General features: G+C 66.6%; 16 protein-coding genes. 10 read left to right on the top strand and 6 right to left on the bottom strand.

Annotated features, from left to right (window positions below; all coding sequences use genetic code 11):
• The first annotated feature begins 18 nt into the window (after window positions 1-18).
• Both AWC17_RS28475 and AWC17_RS28470 read left to right on the top strand, forming a co-directional pair.
• Complete coding sequence (locus AWC17_RS28475; protein WP_141224834.1) at window positions 19-882, top strand: 3-hydroxybutyryl-CoA dehydrogenase; 864 nt, start codon at window positions 19-21, stop codon at window positions 880-882.
• Window positions 883-1,002: 120 nt separating this feature from the next.
• Window positions 1,003-1,863: a cyclopropane mycolic acid synthase family methyltransferase gene (locus AWC17_RS28470; protein ID WP_046182972.1), complete on the top strand. Its 861-nt coding sequence runs from the start codon at window positions 1,003-1,005 to the stop codon at window positions 1,861-1,863.
• Between the two features lie 25 nt (window positions 1,864-1,888).
• On the opposite strand, the gene pcaA is transcribed toward AWC17_RS28470, so the two are convergent.
• Window positions 1,889-2,752, bottom strand: coding sequence for a cyclopropane mycolic acid synthase PcaA (gene pcaA, locus AWC17_RS28465; protein WP_046182973.1), 864 nt, complete (start codon window positions 2,750-2,752; stop codon window positions 1,889-1,891).
• 190 nt (window positions 2,753-2,942) lie between these two features.
• Window positions 2,943-3,665 carry a TetR/AcrR family transcriptional regulator gene (locus AWC17_RS28460; RefSeq protein WP_046182974.1) on the bottom strand — a complete coding sequence of 241 codons (723 nt, stop codon included), beginning with the start codon at window positions 3,663-3,665 and terminating at the stop codon, window positions 2,943-2,945.
• 134 nt (window positions 3,666-3,799) lie between these two features.
• On the opposite strand from AWC17_RS28460, the gene AWC17_RS28455 reads away from it, so the two are divergent.
• The 6 genes from AWC17_RS28455 (at window position 3,800) to deoC (ending at window position 7,934) form a co-directional block, all read left to right on the top strand.
• Window positions 3,800-5,182, top strand: a complete 1,383-nt coding sequence (locus AWC17_RS28455) for a DUF445 domain-containing protein (RefSeq protein WP_141224843.1) — start codon at window positions 3,800-3,802, stop codon at window positions 5,180-5,182.
• 83 nt (window positions 5,183-5,265) lie between these two features.
• Complete coding sequence (locus AWC17_RS28450) at window positions 5,266-5,682, top strand: helix-turn-helix domain-containing protein (RefSeq protein WP_046182976.1); 417 nt, start codon at window positions 5,266-5,268, stop codon at window positions 5,680-5,682.
• Between the two features lie 184 nt (window positions 5,683-5,866).
• Window positions 5,867-6,472, top strand: a complete 606-nt coding sequence (gene hbhA, locus AWC17_RS28445; RefSeq protein ID WP_046182982.1) for a heparin-binding hemagglutinin HbhA — start codon at window positions 5,867-5,869, stop codon at window positions 6,470-6,472.
• Window positions 6,473-6,551: 79 nt separating this feature from the next.
• Entirely contained in the window at window positions 6,552-6,839 is a 288-nt protein-coding gene (locus AWC17_RS28440; protein ID WP_040621261.1) for a DUF2516 family protein, read from the top strand.
• A 4-nt stretch (window positions 6,840-6,843) separates the two neighbouring features.
• Window positions 6,844-7,257: a DUF2599 domain-containing protein gene (locus AWC17_RS28435; protein WP_046182977.1), complete on the top strand. Its 414-nt coding sequence runs from the start codon at window positions 6,844-6,846 to the stop codon at window positions 7,255-7,257.
• Window positions 7,257-7,934, top strand: coding sequence for a deoxyribose-phosphate aldolase (gene deoC, locus AWC17_RS28430; RefSeq protein WP_046182978.1), 678 nt, complete (start codon window positions 7,257-7,259; stop codon window positions 7,932-7,934). Before AWC17_RS28435 ends, deoC begins: the two co-directional genes overlap by 1 nt.
• Before the next feature lie 65 nt (window positions 7,935-7,999).
• Here deoC and AWC17_RS28425 read toward each other — a convergent pair whose 3' ends face one another.
• Genes AWC17_RS28425 through AWC17_RS28415 form a run of 3 tightly spaced genes read right to left on the bottom strand, consistent with a single transcriptional unit; the run spans window position 8,000 to window position 10,414 of the window.
• A complete protein-coding gene (locus tag AWC17_RS28425) occupies window positions 8,000-9,037 on the bottom strand; it encodes an LmeA family phospholipid-binding protein (protein WP_047322685.1) in 1,038 nt (345 codons plus the stop codon).
• On the bottom strand, window positions 9,034-9,864 hold the full coding sequence (locus AWC17_RS28420) for a carbon-nitrogen hydrolase family protein (protein WP_047322684.1): 831 nt from the start codon (window positions 9,862-9,864) through the stop codon (window positions 9,034-9,036). The genes AWC17_RS28425 and AWC17_RS28420 overlap by 4 nt, the downstream gene beginning before the upstream one ends.
• A gap of 25 nt (window positions 9,865-9,889) precedes the next feature.
• On the bottom strand, window positions 9,890-10,414 hold the full coding sequence (locus AWC17_RS28415; protein WP_046187249.1) for a DUF2505 domain-containing protein: 525 nt from the start codon (window positions 10,412-10,414) through the stop codon (window positions 9,890-9,892).
• Window positions 10,415-10,440: 26 nt separating this feature from the next.
• On the opposite strand from AWC17_RS28415, the gene AWC17_RS28410 reads away from it, so the two are divergent.
• Window positions 10,441-11,556, top strand: a complete 1,116-nt coding sequence (locus tag AWC17_RS28410; protein ID WP_085165531.1) for a UDP-N-acetylmuramate dehydrogenase — start codon at window positions 10,441-10,443, stop codon at window positions 11,554-11,556.
• Window positions 11,557-11,589: 33 nt separating this feature from the next.
• A complete protein-coding gene (locus tag AWC17_RS28405) occupies window positions 11,590-12,951 on the top strand; it encodes a L,D-transpeptidase (RefSeq protein ID WP_197083488.1) in 1,362 nt (453 codons plus the stop codon).
• On the opposite strand, the gene AWC17_RS28400 is transcribed toward AWC17_RS28405, so the two are convergent.
• The gene (locus tag AWC17_RS28400; RefSeq protein ID WP_046186115.1) at window positions 12,935-13,684 is read right to left on the bottom strand and encodes an SDR family NAD(P)-dependent oxidoreductase; all 750 of its coding nucleotides are present in this window, start codon (window positions 13,682-13,684) and stop codon (window positions 12,935-12,937) included. The genes AWC17_RS28405 and AWC17_RS28400 overlap by 17 nt on opposite strands.
• Window positions 13,685-13,865: the final 181 nt, after the last annotated feature.

Below are 13,865 nucleotides of genomic sequence, written 5' to 3'. Positions count from 1 at the left end.
ACACCGAAAGAGATGACAGTGAGTGACGCAGCGATTCAGCGGGTAGGGGTTGTCGGGGCCGGCCAGATGGGATCCGGCATCGCCGAAGTCTCGGTCCGTGCCGGTGTCGACGTGACGGTGTTCGAGACCACCGAGGCCCTGATCGCGGCCGGACGTAACCGCATCGTGAAGTCGCTGGAGCGCGGCGTCAGCGCGGGCAAGGTCACCGAGCGGGAGCGCGACCGCGCGCTGAGCAAGCTCACCTTCACCACCGATCTGAAGGACCTCGCCGACCGCCAGCTGGTCATCGAGGCGATCATCGAGGATGAGGCCGTCAAGGCGGACATCTTCGCCGAACTCGACGGCGCCATCAGCGATCCCGACGCGGTCCTGGCATCCAACACCTCCAGCATCCCGATCATGAAGATCGCCGCGGCCACCAAGAACCCGCAGCGGGTGCTGGGCCTGCACTTCTTCAACCCCGTGCCGGTGCTCCCGCTGGTGGAGTTGGTCAGCACGTTGGTCACGGACGAAGCGGCCGCCGCGCGCACCGAGGAGTTCGCAAGCGCGGTCCTGGGCAAGCAGGTGGTGCGCTGCTCCGACCGGTCCGGCTTTGTCGTGAACGCGCTGCTGGTTCCCTATTTGTTGTCGGCAATTCGCATGGTGGAGGCCGGTTTTGCCAGCATCGAAGACGTTGACAAGGCGGTTGTCGCCGGGCTGTCGCACCCGATGGGCCCGCTGCGGCTGTCCGACCTCGTGGGTCTGGACACCCTGAAGCTGATCGCGGACAAGATGTTCGAGGAATTCAAGGAACCGCAGTTCGGCCCGCCGCCGCTGTTGCTGCGCATGGTCGAGGCCGGCCGGCTCGGCAAGAAAACCGGCCGGGGCTTCTACACGTACTGATGATCTAACGGCGCCTGGATGGCCAGCTGACCGCGCCAAGTTGGGTCGCTGGGCTTCAGCATCCTGCGAATCGGTTATTATGCTTGAGTTCAATAACGGGGCGAAAGATATGGAGCGGGCATGACGGCATTGGAGCCATTTTACGAGGAGTCGCAATCTATCTACGACGTCTCGAATGAATTCTTCGCACTATTCCTAGACCCCACGATGGCCTATACATGCGCATACTTCGCCCGTGACGATATGACACTCGAAGAGGCGCAAATCGCGAAGTTCGACCTGGCGCTGGGAAAGTTGGACCTCGAGCCCGGGATGACGCTGCTGGACATCGGTTGCGGCTGGGGCGAGGCGCTGAAACGGGCTGTGGAGAAATTTGACGTCAATGTCATCGGAATCACGCTGAGCCGCAACCAGTTTGAGTACAGCAAGAGCAAACTGGCCGGACTGCGGACCAACCGCAACGTTGAGCTGCGCCTGCAGGGCTGGGAAGAGTTCGAGGACAAGGTCGATCGGATTGTCACCATCGGCGCCTTCGAAGCTTTCAAGATGGAGCGGTACGCCGCGTTCTTCGAACGCGCCTACAATATTCTTCCCGATGACGGCCGTATGTTGTTGCATACGATTTTGACGTACACCCAAAAGCAGCAGTATGAGCGCGGTGTCTCCATCACGATGCGCGATATTCGATTCGCACGGTTCATCGGCACCGAAATTTTCCCGGGCGGGCAGTTGCCGGCGCAGGAGGATATTTTCAAGTTTGGGCAGGGCGCTGGATTCTCGGTGGAGAAAGTCCAATTGCTGCAGGAGCATTACGAGCGCACGCTCAACCTTTGGGCGGCCAATCTCGAGGCGAACAGGCAACAGGCGATCGAGATGCAGTCCGAAGAGGTTTACAACAAGTACATGCACTACCTGACGGGCTGCGAGAACTTCTTCCGTAAGGGCATCAGCAACGTCGGGCAGTTCACCCTCGTGAAGTAGGCCGTGACGTTGGGTTCTCTCGCGGCTACTTTTCCAGCGTGAACTGGTCGACGTCGGTGTATTCCTGGCGGAAGAGCTTCGCGCAACCGGTCAGGTACTTCATGTAGCGGTCGTAGACCTCTTCGGACTGGATGGCGATGGCCTCGTCGCGATTGGCCTCGAGAGCGGCCGCCCACGTCTCCAGGGTCCTCGCGTAGTGCGGCTGCAGTGAGTGGACCCGGGTCAGTTCGAAGCCGGCCGTGACCGCGTACTCGCCGACGGTCTGGGGCGTCGGCAGGCAGCCGCCCGGGAAGATCTCGGTCAGGATGAACTGCGAGAAATGAACGATCTCGTGGGTCAGCCTCATGCCCCGCGCCCGGGCATCTTTGAAGGAGGGGCGAACGATGGTGTGCAGCAACATCACACCGTCGGACGGCAGCACTTGGTAGGCCATCTTGAAGAAGCGGCCGTAGCGCTGGCGGCCGAAGTGCTCGAAGGCGCCGATGGAGACGATGCGGTCGACGGGCTCGTGGAACTTCTCCCACCCCTCCAACAGCACCCGCCGGGTGCGGGGGGTGTCCAGCTCGTCGAACGTCTTCTGCACGTGCTCGGCCTGGTTCTCCGACAACGTCAGGCCCACGACGTTGACGTCGTACTTCTCGATGGCCCGTCGCATGGTGGCGCCCCAGCCGCAGCCGATGTCCAGCAGCGTCATCCCCGGCTCGAGCTTCAGCTTGCCCAGCGCCAGGTCGATCTTGGCGAGCTGCGCCTCTTCCAGCGTCATGTCGTCGCGCTCGAAGTAGGCGCAGCTGTACGTCTGGGTTGGGTCCAAGAACAACCGAAAGAAGTCGTCAGACAGGTCGTAGTGGGCCTGCACGTTTCCAAAATGCGGCGTGAGCTGGACGGACATGTCGAGAAGAGCCTTTCGTTATGCGGAGGCAGGGATTGCCAGCCAGCACGACGCACCCATGCGTCACCCCCGATGCACCCCTGGATGGTAGTCGCTGCGTCGATGCAAGTCGTCCTCCCAGCGGGTCTTTAGCGTCACACGAGATGGGCCCAATTCACAAAAGAAGGCCCGCCGTGCGGCGTTGCGAGCCCTAGAGCTGGGACCGATCCTCATGCCCGCGGGGCGGCACGATCGGCGAAGGATGGGGCTCTTCGCGGAACTTCTGCAGCGATCCACCGACCTCGACGATGCCCTTCAGCGCGTTCCAGCTCATCATCGTCAGGTAGTCGATCAACTCGTCGCGGCTCATGCGCGGGGAGGACATCCAGGAGTGAGTGGCCAGCTGCACGCCGCCGACGATCAGGTAGGCCCAGGGTTCCGCGCCACCGGTGTCCATCCCCGCCTGTTGCATGCGGCGGCGCATCAGCACCGCGAGCATGCGGGCGATGATCCGCTCGGAGTCGGCGATCACCTTGCTCTTGCTGGCCGAGCTGTTGGACATCACGAAGCGATACGGCTCGGGCTCGTTCGCGACGGTCTCGACGTACACGCGGATCACCTCGCGGGTCAGGTCGAAGCCGTCGAGATTGGACGTCAGCGCCGCGGCCATATTTGGAATCAGGGTGGTTTGGGTGAACCGCATCATCACGGCGGTCGTCAGGTCGTTCTTGTCGACGAAATAGCGATACAGCACCGTCTTGGAGACGCCGATCTCCGCGGCGATGTCGTCCATGCTCAACGCGCCGCCGTGCCGCCGAATCGCGTCGATCGTGCCGTCTACCAACTCGTTGCGGCGCTCCACCTTGTGTTGGTGCCAGCGCCGCTTGCGACCATCCGTCTTGGCCGCCACCGCAGCCAACGTTCGCTCTGCCACTGTCGCCGATATCCCATTCACTAGACGTCCTCGATACTACGGCGTGCGCGACTGTTTCGGGTTTCGGCCGCGCGCTGGTGCAGGCTCTGTGAACAGTGCGGTCACACTAATCGGCCGGGACGATGAATGATGGAGTGGTGGTACACAGAGCCTCGCCTCGAGGCGAAGCGCCGGGCCCGCGAGCGGCGGGGCCGGACTCGACGACACCGGTGACCTCAACCGGGCGCTCTCACCCGTCGCTGGCCGAATCCTTCGCCGGTGCCGACCCACAGGCCGACGCGGAGCGCCGGGTGGCGTTGCGCCGGATGAAGGCAGTGGCGCTGAGCTTCCTGATCGCCGCCAGCGTCTTGTTCCTCGCCTGCCGGTGGGCCCAGGCCCACGCCCATCTGGGCGCCTGGGTCGGCTACGTCGGTGCCGCCGCGGAGGCCGGAATGGTGGGCGCGCTGGCCGACTGGTTCGCGGTGACGGCGCTGTTCAGGCATCCGCTGGGCATTCCTATCCCGCACACCGCGATCATCAAGCGCAAGAAGGACCAGCTCGGCGAGGGCCTGGGAACGTTCGTGCGGGAGAACTTCCTGTCGCCGCCGGTGGTGGAGACCAAACTGCGGGATGCGCAGGTGCCCGGTCGGCTCGGCAAGTGGCTGTCGGAGGCCGCGCACGCCGCGCGGGTGGCCGGCGAGACGGCCACGGTGCTGCGGGTGCTGGTCGAGCTGCTGCGCGACGAGGACGTCCAGCAGGTGATCGACCGGATGATCGTGCGCCGCGTCGCCGAACCGCAGTGGGGGCCACCCGTCGGACGGGTGCTGGCGACCCTGCTGGCCGAGAACCGGCAGGAGGCGCTGATCCAGCTGCTGGCCGACCGGGCCTTTCAGTGGTCGCTGAACGCCGGCGAGGTGATCCAGCGGGTGGTCGAGCGCGACTCGCCGACGTGGTCGCCACGCTTCATCGACCAACTGGTCGGCGACCGCATCCACCGTGAGCTGATGGACTTCACCGACAAGGTGCGCCGCAGTCCCGACCACGAGCTGCGTCGCTCGGCCACCCGTTTCCTGTTCGAATTCGCCGACGACCTGCAATACGACGCGGAGACCATCGCGCGCGCCGACGCGATCAAAGGGCAGCTGATGGCGCGCGACGAGATCGCCAACGCCGCCGCGACGGCCTGGAACACGCTGAAACGGCTGGTGCTCGAGGGCGTGGACGACCCGTCCAGCACGCTGCGCACCCGCATCGCCGACACGGTCGTGCGCATCGGCGAATCGCTGCGCGACGACGCCGACCTGCGCGACAAGGTGGACAACTGGATCGTGCGCGCGGCCCAGCACCTGGTTTCGCAGTACGGGGTCGAGATCACGGCGATCATCACTGACACCATCGAGCGCTGGGACGCCGAGGAGGCAAGCCGGCGCATCGAGCTCCACGTGGGCCGTGACCTGCAGTTCATCCGGATCAACGGAACCGTGGTCGGCTCCCTGGCGGGTCTGGGGATCTACACCGTCGCGCAGCTGTTTTTCTAGCAGTGCTAACAAGTGCTTGCAAAAGCAAGCACTTGTAGTAATCTGGGGCCATCACGATCGACCGTCCGACCCAGGAGCACGCCATGGCACCCGAGGAGAAACTCTCCGCCAAGGTGTCCAATGCCGCCTCCGACATCGGCAGCTTCATCCGGAGCCAGCGTGAACTCGCGCAAGTCTCGGTGCGCCAACTCGCCGAAAAGTCGGGGGTCAGCAATCCGTATCTGAGCCAGGTGGAGCGCGGATTGCGTAAGCCGTCCGCCGAGGTGCTCAATCAAATCGCGAAGGCATTGCGCGTTTCCGCCGAGGTTCTCTATGTGCGGGCCGGGATTCTCGAGCCCAGCGACAAAAGTCAAGTGCGCGACGCCATCATCACCGATACCGCGATCACCGAGCGGCAGAAGCAGATTCTGCTCGACATCTACACATCGTTCACCCACCAGAACGAAGCCGGCGAATCCAGCAACGAGGAGTGTTCGACCGAACCCTACGGCGACGAGTGACAAGTCCGTTCCGCCGGCAGGACTTCCACATCGCGCCATGGCGTGGTGATGTATAAAGCACCGGCCGCCCGGGTTACCCAGGAGCGAGGGTCCGGCGGCCGCCAGCCAGAAGGAGACGCCCGCCTCAGCTTCCACAACAAACACCCAAGAACGCCAAAAACGGAAAACCATGAAAGGAAAAACCATGGCGGACAACACCAACATCGAAGACTTGCGGGCTCCCCTGCTCGCGGCCCTGGGCGCGGCCGACCTGGCCCTGGCCACTGTCAATGACCTGATCGCCACCCTGCGTGAGCGAGCCGAAGAGACCCGCGCCGACACCCGCACCCGGGTGGAGGAGAGCCGCGCACGGCTGACCCGGCTGCAGGAGGACCTGCCCGAGCAGCTCGACGAGCTGCGCGAACGGTTCACCAGCGATGAGCTGCGCAAGGCCGCCGAGGGCTACCTGGACGCGGCGACCAACCGCTACAACGAGTTGGTCGAGCGGGGCGAGGCCGCGCTGCAGCGGCTGCGCAGCCAGACGGGCCTGGACGACGCCTCCGCGCGCGCCGAGGGCTACGTGGACCAGGCCGTCGAGCTGACGCAGGAGGCGCTGGGCACCGTCGCATCGCAGACCCGCGCGGTCGGTGAGCGCGCGGCCAAGCTGGTCGGCATCGAGCTGCCCAAGAAGTCCGACGAGGCAGCCAAGAAGGCTCAGAAGGCCGTCGCCAAGAAGGCGCCCGCCAAGAAGGCTACGGCCAAGAAGGCTCCGGCCAAGAAGGCTGCGGCCAAGAAGGTCACCCAGAAGTAGGTCGAGACGGTCGACTCGGAGTTGTCCTGCGGGCAACTCCGAGTCGACGTCTGGGATGGCGCCCGCATACGCTTAAGGCGTGAGCCACCTCGTGGGTACCGTCATGTTGGTCTTGCAGATCGCCGTCTTGGTCACGGCGGTATATGCATTCGTCCATGCCGCGCTACAGCGGCCCGACGCTTACACCGCTGCGGACAAGCTGACCAAGCCGGTGTGGTTGGTGATCCTCGGTCTGGCCGTTGCCCTGACGTCCATCCTGAGTTTCGTTTTCGGGGTACTCGGGATGGCGATCGCCGCGTGCGCGGCGGGCGTCTATCTGGTCGACGTGCGGCCGAAACTTCTGGAAATTCAAGGTAAGTCGCGCTAGCGCGATGAAGGCCCTGCTGGCGGCGCCGGCGGCGGTGCTTGTCGCACTTTGGGGCCCGGCGGGCTCCGGGGCGGCGGACCCGGCCACGATGTCCCCGCCGTTCGTCGACCACACCGAGTGGGCGCAGTGGCACGGCCTGAGCAGCCTGCGGGTTTTCCCGACACCGTCGGGACGGCTGGCCGCCGGGCAGCCCGGAAATGCGGCCCTCGCCGACGAGGCGTGGACCGAGGTGTTGGCGCTGTCGCCGGATGCCGACACCGCCGGGATGCGCGCGCAGTTCATCTGTCACTGGCAGTTCGCCGAACTGGCGGAGCCCGGCAAGACCAGCTGGAACCTGGAGCCGTGGCGACCCGTCGTCGACGATGCCGAAATGGTCGCGTCCGGATGTAATCCGGGCGCACCCGAAGAAAGGTTCTAGTGGCGAGCAAACCCACCCGCGCCCAGCTGGCGGCGGTGATCGACCACACCCTGCTCAAGCCCGAGGCCACCGAGGCCGACGTGGCCGCCCTTGTCGCCGAGGCCGCCGAATTGGGCGTTTACGCCGTGTGCGTCTCGCCGTCGATGGTTCCGGTCGCGGTGCGAGCCGGGGGAGGCCTCCCGGTGGCGAGCGTGGCGGGTTTCCCGTCGGGCAAGCACATTTCGGCGGTCAAGGCGCACGAGGCCGAACAGGCCGTGGCATCCGGCGCCGTCGAGGTCGACATGGTCATCGACATCGGCGCCGCGCAGGCCGGAGACATTGACGGGGTGCGGGCCGACATCGCGGCCGTGCGCGCCGCCGTCCCCGGTGCCGTGCTGAAGGTGATAGTGGAGTCGGCGGTGCTGTTATCGGGGACGGACGGGGGCACGCTGGTGCAGGTGTGCCGCGCGGCCGAGGACGCCGGTGCCGACTTCGTCAAAACCTCGACCGGATTCCATCCCGCGGGCGGCGCGTCGGTGCGTGCGGTCGCCGTGATGAGTCAGACCGTCGGCGGCCGGTTGGGCGTCAAGGCCAGCGGCGGCATCCGCACCACCGCGGACGCGCTCGCGATGCTGGACGCGGGTGCCACCCGGCTCGGCCTGTCCGGCACCCGTGCGGTGCTCGACGGGCTTGGTTAGGCTGTCCGGCGCCTCAGCCCGCCGTGCCGGCGCGCATCGTTACCGGACGGGTTAGGCCCCTGGGGTCAGAGGTTTGCGAAGCAGGGGTCGTTGTTGTTGCCGGTGGGGATGCTTGCGTTCTGCGTCGAGAAGTGGCTGGTCACGCCGCTAGAGGTGACCTGCACGCTATCCGCGTGGATGCCCAACGGGTAGTTCTTGGTGAAGTTCGAGGTGAAGTCGTCCAGGGTCGACTGCACCGACTCCTTGGGCATCGTGAAGCCGAGCGCATTGAAGCTGACGATCTGCAGCTGCAGGCCGGTGCCCGACACCACCGGCCTGGTGGTGAGGTTGTCCAGCATGCCCTTCATCTCGATGGTGCCGTCGTTGGGATGCGTGGTCACCGTGTTGGTGACGAAGGGGCCCAGCACCGGAATCGCGTTCTGGACTGATTCCTTGATGCCGTCCGACGTCCAGGTGACGGTCGCATCCAGCGATCCGATGGTGCCCTTGGAGTCCTGCGTGTCCTTGAGCTGGACGTTGCGGATGTTGATGTCGATCTTCATGCCCTTGGCGTCGCGGACCTGGTTGCCGGCCGACGACACCGAGATGTTGGTGTAGTGCTTGGTGAGTTGCTGCCACAGCATCAACGGCGCCACCCCGAACGACGCGGTGGCCTGGTCCTTGACCTCGCACGCCACCGCCTCGGCGACCTTGCTGTTGGCGACATGACGGACGTACAGCTCGGCCCCGACCAGCCCGGCGATCACCAGGCAGACCACGATGATGCAGACCAGCACCACCGAGAGCGGGTCACGCAGGAAGCGACGCTTCTTCCCCGGCGTCGGCTCGTCGCCGGGAGTGGCCAGCTTCTCCGTCGGCCCCGCGGGCGGGATGGGCGGCGGCGGCCGGTAGTCGGGCTGCTGCATGTTCGGCGGCGGCGTGCCGATCCGTTCGGTCTGACCCGGCGGCGGACCGGGAGCCGGGGGCGGCGGCGCAGGGGCCGGGCCACCGGTGCTGATCCGCTCGGTCGGCCGCTCGGTGGGGGGCTGGCCGAAGGGGCCCTGGTTGCCGGGACGGCCCCACCTCGACGGGTCCTGGTTCGGCGGTCCTTGTGGGTTCGTCACCCGACTGATTCTGCCCTATCGAGCTGAGCGAAATCTGAGTGGTTGCGCAGCACCGCGATGCTCTCGCGAGCCTTGGCGACCCGGTCGACGTCGATGTCGGCGACCACCAACTGCGGCCCGGAGCCGGCCGACGCGACGACTTCGCCGAACGGGGAGGCCACCAGGCTGCCACCCACCCCGGTGGGCGCGCCCGACGCGGTCAGCGACTCGCCCGGGTCGGCCTGGCCGGCCGCGGCGACGTAGCTCGTCGAGTCGAGCGCGCGGGCCCGCGCCAAGAGCATCCACTGGTCGAGCTTGCCGGGGCCCGCACCCCAGGACGCGCAGACGGCGATCAGCTGGGCGCCGCGACGGGCCAGCTCGGTGTACAGCCCCGGGAAACGGATGTCGTAGCAGACGGTCAACCCCACCCGGACGCCGGCGACCGTGATCACCACCGGTTCGCGGCCGGGCGCGACGGTGCGCGACTCGGTGAAGCCGAAGGCGTCGTAGAGGTGGATCTTGTCGTAGTGCGCGTCGGGGTCGTTGGGACTGCCCGGACCGGCCGCGATCAGCGTATTCTTCACCCGTCCGTCCCCGGCCGGGGTGAACATGCCGGCGACCACCGTGATCCCGCGGTCGGTCGCGACCCGCCGCACACCGGTCGCCCACGGCCCGTCGACCGGCTCGGCGATCGGCGCCAGCGGAACGCCGAACCGGCACATGGTCGCCTCCGGGAACACCACCAACTGCGCGCCCGCGTCGGCGGCCCGGCCGCTGTACTCGCGCACCAGCTCTAAGTTCGCCGCCGGATCGGTGCCGCTGAGGATTTGCGCCAACGCGATTCGCATGGGCGTCAGCTTAGGCTCGGCCTCCTCAGGCCGGTTTGGCGATCCATTCCGTGGTGAACCGCTGCTCTGCCGCCACCAGCTCGGCGAGTCGGGTTCTGATGATGTTCTCCAGCTTGCCGCCGATGATCGGGATACGCACCTGGACGGTGGCCCGGAACGTCAGCCGGGCGCCGCCCGTCTGCAGGATCGGCAACAGCATGGCCTTGCCGGTGAGATTCACCGGGGCGTCCAAAATCGAGCCGACGACGGAACCCTGCGCGGCGCCGTCGGCGACCGGTCCCCAGATTTCCTCGCGCCTGATGCGGAGATCACCGTTGTGCAGCTGCGTGACCATCCCGGGCAGCTTGTGACTATGGATCACCTGCACGGTGACGACCTCGACGGTGTCGTCGTCCCCGGTTTCGCCACCGACCCGCATCGACTCCAGCGTGGCGAAGTCGACACCGGATCCGGCCAGCCGTGCCCGCCAATAGGTCTCGTCCGTGAACGCCCGATGGACCTCTTCAACGCTGCCGTCGTAGTCGGCCGACAAGTCGAATGAACGCGGCATAGCAGGTGAGGCTACCGTTACGGGCCATGAAATCCAGCGATGCCGGTTCAACATTCGCCGGTGCGCATGTCGCCGAGGCGGTGTCGCTCGCGCCGCTGACGACGTTGCGGGTCGGGCCGGTCGCCCGCCGCCTGATCACCTGCACCAGCACCGAACAGGTGGTCGCCGTCGTGCGGGAGCTGGATGCCGAACGCCGCGGGGGAGACCAGCCCCCGGTGTTGGTGTTCGCCGGCGGTTCCAACCTGGTGATCGCCGACACCCTGACCGACCTGACCGCGGTGCGATTGGCCAACAGCGGCATCACCATCGACGGCAACCTGGTGCGCGCGGAGGCGGGCGCGGTGTGGGACGACGTGGTGGTCCGCACCATCGAGCACGGTCTGGGTGGGCTGGAATGCCTGTCCGGCATCCCCGGATCGGCGGGGGCCACCCCGGTGCAAAACGTCGGGGCCTACGGTGCGGAAGTCGCCGACACCATCACCCGGGTCCGGATGCTGGACCGCGGCAGCGGGGAGGTCCGCTGGGTGCCGGGCAACGAGCTCGGCTTCGGCTACCGCACCAGCGTGTTCAAGCAGGCCGCCCACGACGGGCTCGAAATCCCTTGGGTCGTACTGGAAGTCGAGTTCGCGCTGGACGCGTCGGGCCGCAGCGCACCGCTGCGCTACGGCGAGCTTGCCGCCGCGCTGGGGGTGAGCGGCGGCGAGCGCGCCGACCCGCAGCAGGTCCGCCAGGCGGTGCTGACGCTGCGGGGCCGCAAGGGCATGGTGCTCGACCCGGACGACCACGACACCTGGAGCGTGGGTTCGTTCTTCACCAACCCGGTGGTCGCACCCGAGGTGTACGAGCGGCTGGCCGGGAGCGTCGGAGATGTCCAGGGGCCGGTTCCGCACTACCCGGCACCGGACGGCGTCAAGCTGGCCGCCGGCTGGTTGGTGGAGCTGGCCGGCTTCGCCAAGGGTTATCCCGACGATCCGACGGCCCGGTGCCGGCTGTCCACCAAGCATGCGCTGGCGCTGACCAACCGCGGCGGCGCCACCACAGAAGAGGTGATCGCACTGGCCCGCATCATCCGCGACGGAGTTCGTGATGTGTTTGGTGTCACATTGAAACCCGAACCCGTTCTGCTCGGCTGCAGGCTATAGCTGCGAATCCTTCCCACGACTGGCCCGAACCCGATTTGTCTCGGCGGGGTTGATGGATTTTGCCCGGTATCTTTGACTCTTGTGAGCACGTCGCACACCCCGCCGCCGATCAACCGGCGTGTGGCTTTGGCGACCCTCGGGCTGGGGGTGTTAGCCCCGAGCCTGTTGGCCTCCTGCGGCGGCAATCCGGCCAAACAGGCCGAGAAGAAGGAGCAGCCCGCGCCGCAGCTGAAGTTCCAGCCGGCCGATAAGACCGAAAACGTGGTGCCGATCGCGCCGATCAGCGTCGAGATCAGCGACGGCTGGTTCCAGCACGTCGCCCTCACGAATTCCGCGGGCAAGGCCGTGGCGGGCAGGTTCAACTCCGACCGCACCGTGTACACCACCACCGAGTCGCTCGGCTACGACGCGACCTACACCTGGAGCGGCTCGGCCGTCGGGCACGACGGCAAGGCGATCCCGGTCGCGGGCAAGTTCACCACGGTGTCGCCCACCAAGAAGATCGGTGGGGCATTCCAACTGGCTGACGGCCAGACCGTCGGGGTCGCGGCGCCGATCATCATCCAGTTCGACGCGCCGATCACCGACAAGGCCGCCGTCGAGAAGGCGCTGACCGTCACCACGAATCCGCCCGTCGAGGGCAGCTGGGCGTGGCTGCCCGACGAGGCGCAGGGCGCCCGGGTGCACTGGCGCACCCGCGAGTACTACCCCGCGGGCACTACCGTCAACGTCGAGGCCAAGCTGTACGGCCTGCCGTTCGGCGACAGCGCGTACGGGTCCGAGGACATCTCGCTGAACGTCCAGATCGGTCGCAAGCAGGTGGTGAAGGCCGAGGTCTCGTCGCACCGCATCCAGGTGGTCAGGGACGAGGGCGTCATCATGGACTTCCCGTGCAGCTACGGCGAGGCCGACAAGGCGCGCAACGTCACCCGCAACGGCATCCACGTGGTCACCGAGAAGTACGCCGACTTCTACATGTCCAACCCCGCAGCCGGCTACAGCCACGTGCACGAACGCTGGGCGGTGCGGATCTCCAACAACGGCGAGTTCATCCACGCCAACCCTTCGAGCGCCGGCGCGCAGGGCAACACCAACGTGACCAACGGCTGCATCAACCTGTCGACGGGCGATGCGGAGCAGTACTACCAGACGGCGATGTACGGCGACCCGGTCGAGGTGACGGGCAGCTCGATCCAGCTGTCCTACTCCGACGGCGACATCTGGGACTGGGCAGTCGACTGGGACACCTGGGTCGCCATGTCGGCGCTGCCACCGCCCACCGCGCGTCCGCCGTCCACGCAGATTCCGGTGACCGCGCCGGTCACCCCGTCGACCGCCCCGAGCCTGTCCGGCACGCCCACGACGACGACCACGACCGCTAGCCCCAGCGGTTAAAGCGGGTGGCCGACGCCTGGTCGCGCGGCTTCATGACGATCAGGTCGAGATCTACGTGGGGCGGCCGCGAGGCCACGAAGCCGATCACCTCGGCGACATCTTCGGCAACCAGCGGAGTGATGCCGGTGTAGACGGAGTCGGCGCGTTGTTGATCGCCGTCGAAGCGAACCAGCGAAAACTCGGTCTCGACCGCACCCGGCGCGATCTCGGTGAGCCGCACCGGCTTACCCAGCAGCTCGCCGCGCAGCGTGCGATGCAGCGCCCCCTGGGCGTGCTTCGCCGCCGTATACCCGGCGCCCCCATCGTAAACCTCAAGTGCCGCAACGGAAGTCACCGTGACGATCAGGCCGTCGCCGGAGTCGATGAGCTTGGGCAGCAGGGCTCGGGTGACCCGCAGCGTGCCCATCACGTTGGTCTCCCACATCCACCGCCAGTGCTCGAGGTCGGAGTCGGCGACCGGTGCCAGCCCGCGGGCGCCGCCGGCGTTGTTGACCAGCACGTCGACCCGGCTCAATTCGTCGGCGAGAGCCGCGACCGACGCGTCGTCAGTGACGTCGGCCACAATGGCCGTTCCGCCGACCTCCCTGGCCAGGGCGTTGATCCGGTCCGCCCGGCGCGCCACCGCGACCACGTGAAAGCCCTGCCCAGCAAGGGTCTGGGCGGTAGCCTCCCCGATTCCGGAGCTGGCGCCCGTGACGACCGCGACGCGTTCATTCCTGACATTTCCAGCCATCGAAGCAACCTTAGTGAACGTGCTAAGTTTTCGGTGTGCACCTCAGCGCCCTGTCCAGCACCACCACCGCGTGTCTTTGCGCGGCGGGTGCGTGTTGTTGTCGCGCACTTTGCCGCTCCTGACTTTCAGGTGTGGCCAGTGACGGCCAGAAAAATCGGACAAAAGGACGCTCGTGCGCTCG

Origin of the sequence: Mycobacterium nebraskense (assembly GCF_002102255.1) — a bacterium.
GTDB lineage: Bacteria > Actinomycetota > Actinomycetes > Mycobacteriales > Mycobacteriaceae > Mycobacterium > Mycobacterium nebraskense.
Note: the sequence above shows the minus strand (reverse complement) of the source record. Positions and strands in the feature narration are given on the sequence as shown.

Coding starts and splice junctions, on each gene's coding strand:
- AWC17_RS28470 (WP_046182972.1), top strand. CDS start 1,003: ATGACGGCATTGGAGCCATTTTACGAGGAGTCGCAATCTATCTACGAC.
- pcaA (WP_046182973.1), bottom strand. CDS start 2,752: ATGTCCGTCCAGCTCACGCCGCATTTTGGAAACGTGCAGGCCCACTAC.
- AWC17_RS28450 (WP_046182976.1), top strand. CDS start 5,266: ATGGCACCCGAGGAGAAACTCTCCGCCAAGGTGTCCAATGCCGCCTCC.
- hbhA (WP_046182982.1), top strand. CDS start 5,867: ATGGCGGACAACACCAACATCGAAGACTTGCGGGCTCCCCTGCTCGCG.
- AWC17_RS28435 (WP_046182977.1), top strand. CDS start 6,844: ATGAAGGCCCTGCTGGCGGCGCCGGCGGCGGTGCTTGTCGCACTTTGG.
- AWC17_RS28420 (WP_047322684.1), bottom strand. CDS start 9,864: ATGCGAATCGCGTTGGCGCAAATCCTCAGCGGCACCGATCCGGCGGCG.
- AWC17_RS28415 (WP_046187249.1), bottom strand. CDS start 10,414: ATGCCGCGTTCATTCGACTTGTCGGCCGACTACGACGGCAGCGTTGAA.
- AWC17_RS28410 (WP_085165531.1), top strand. CDS start 10,441: ATGAAATCCAGCGATGCCGGTTCAACATTCGCCGGTGCGCATGTCGCC.
- AWC17_RS28400 (WP_046186115.1), bottom strand. CDS start 13,684: ATGGCTGGAAATGTCAGGAATGAACGCGTCGCGGTCGTCACGGGCGCC.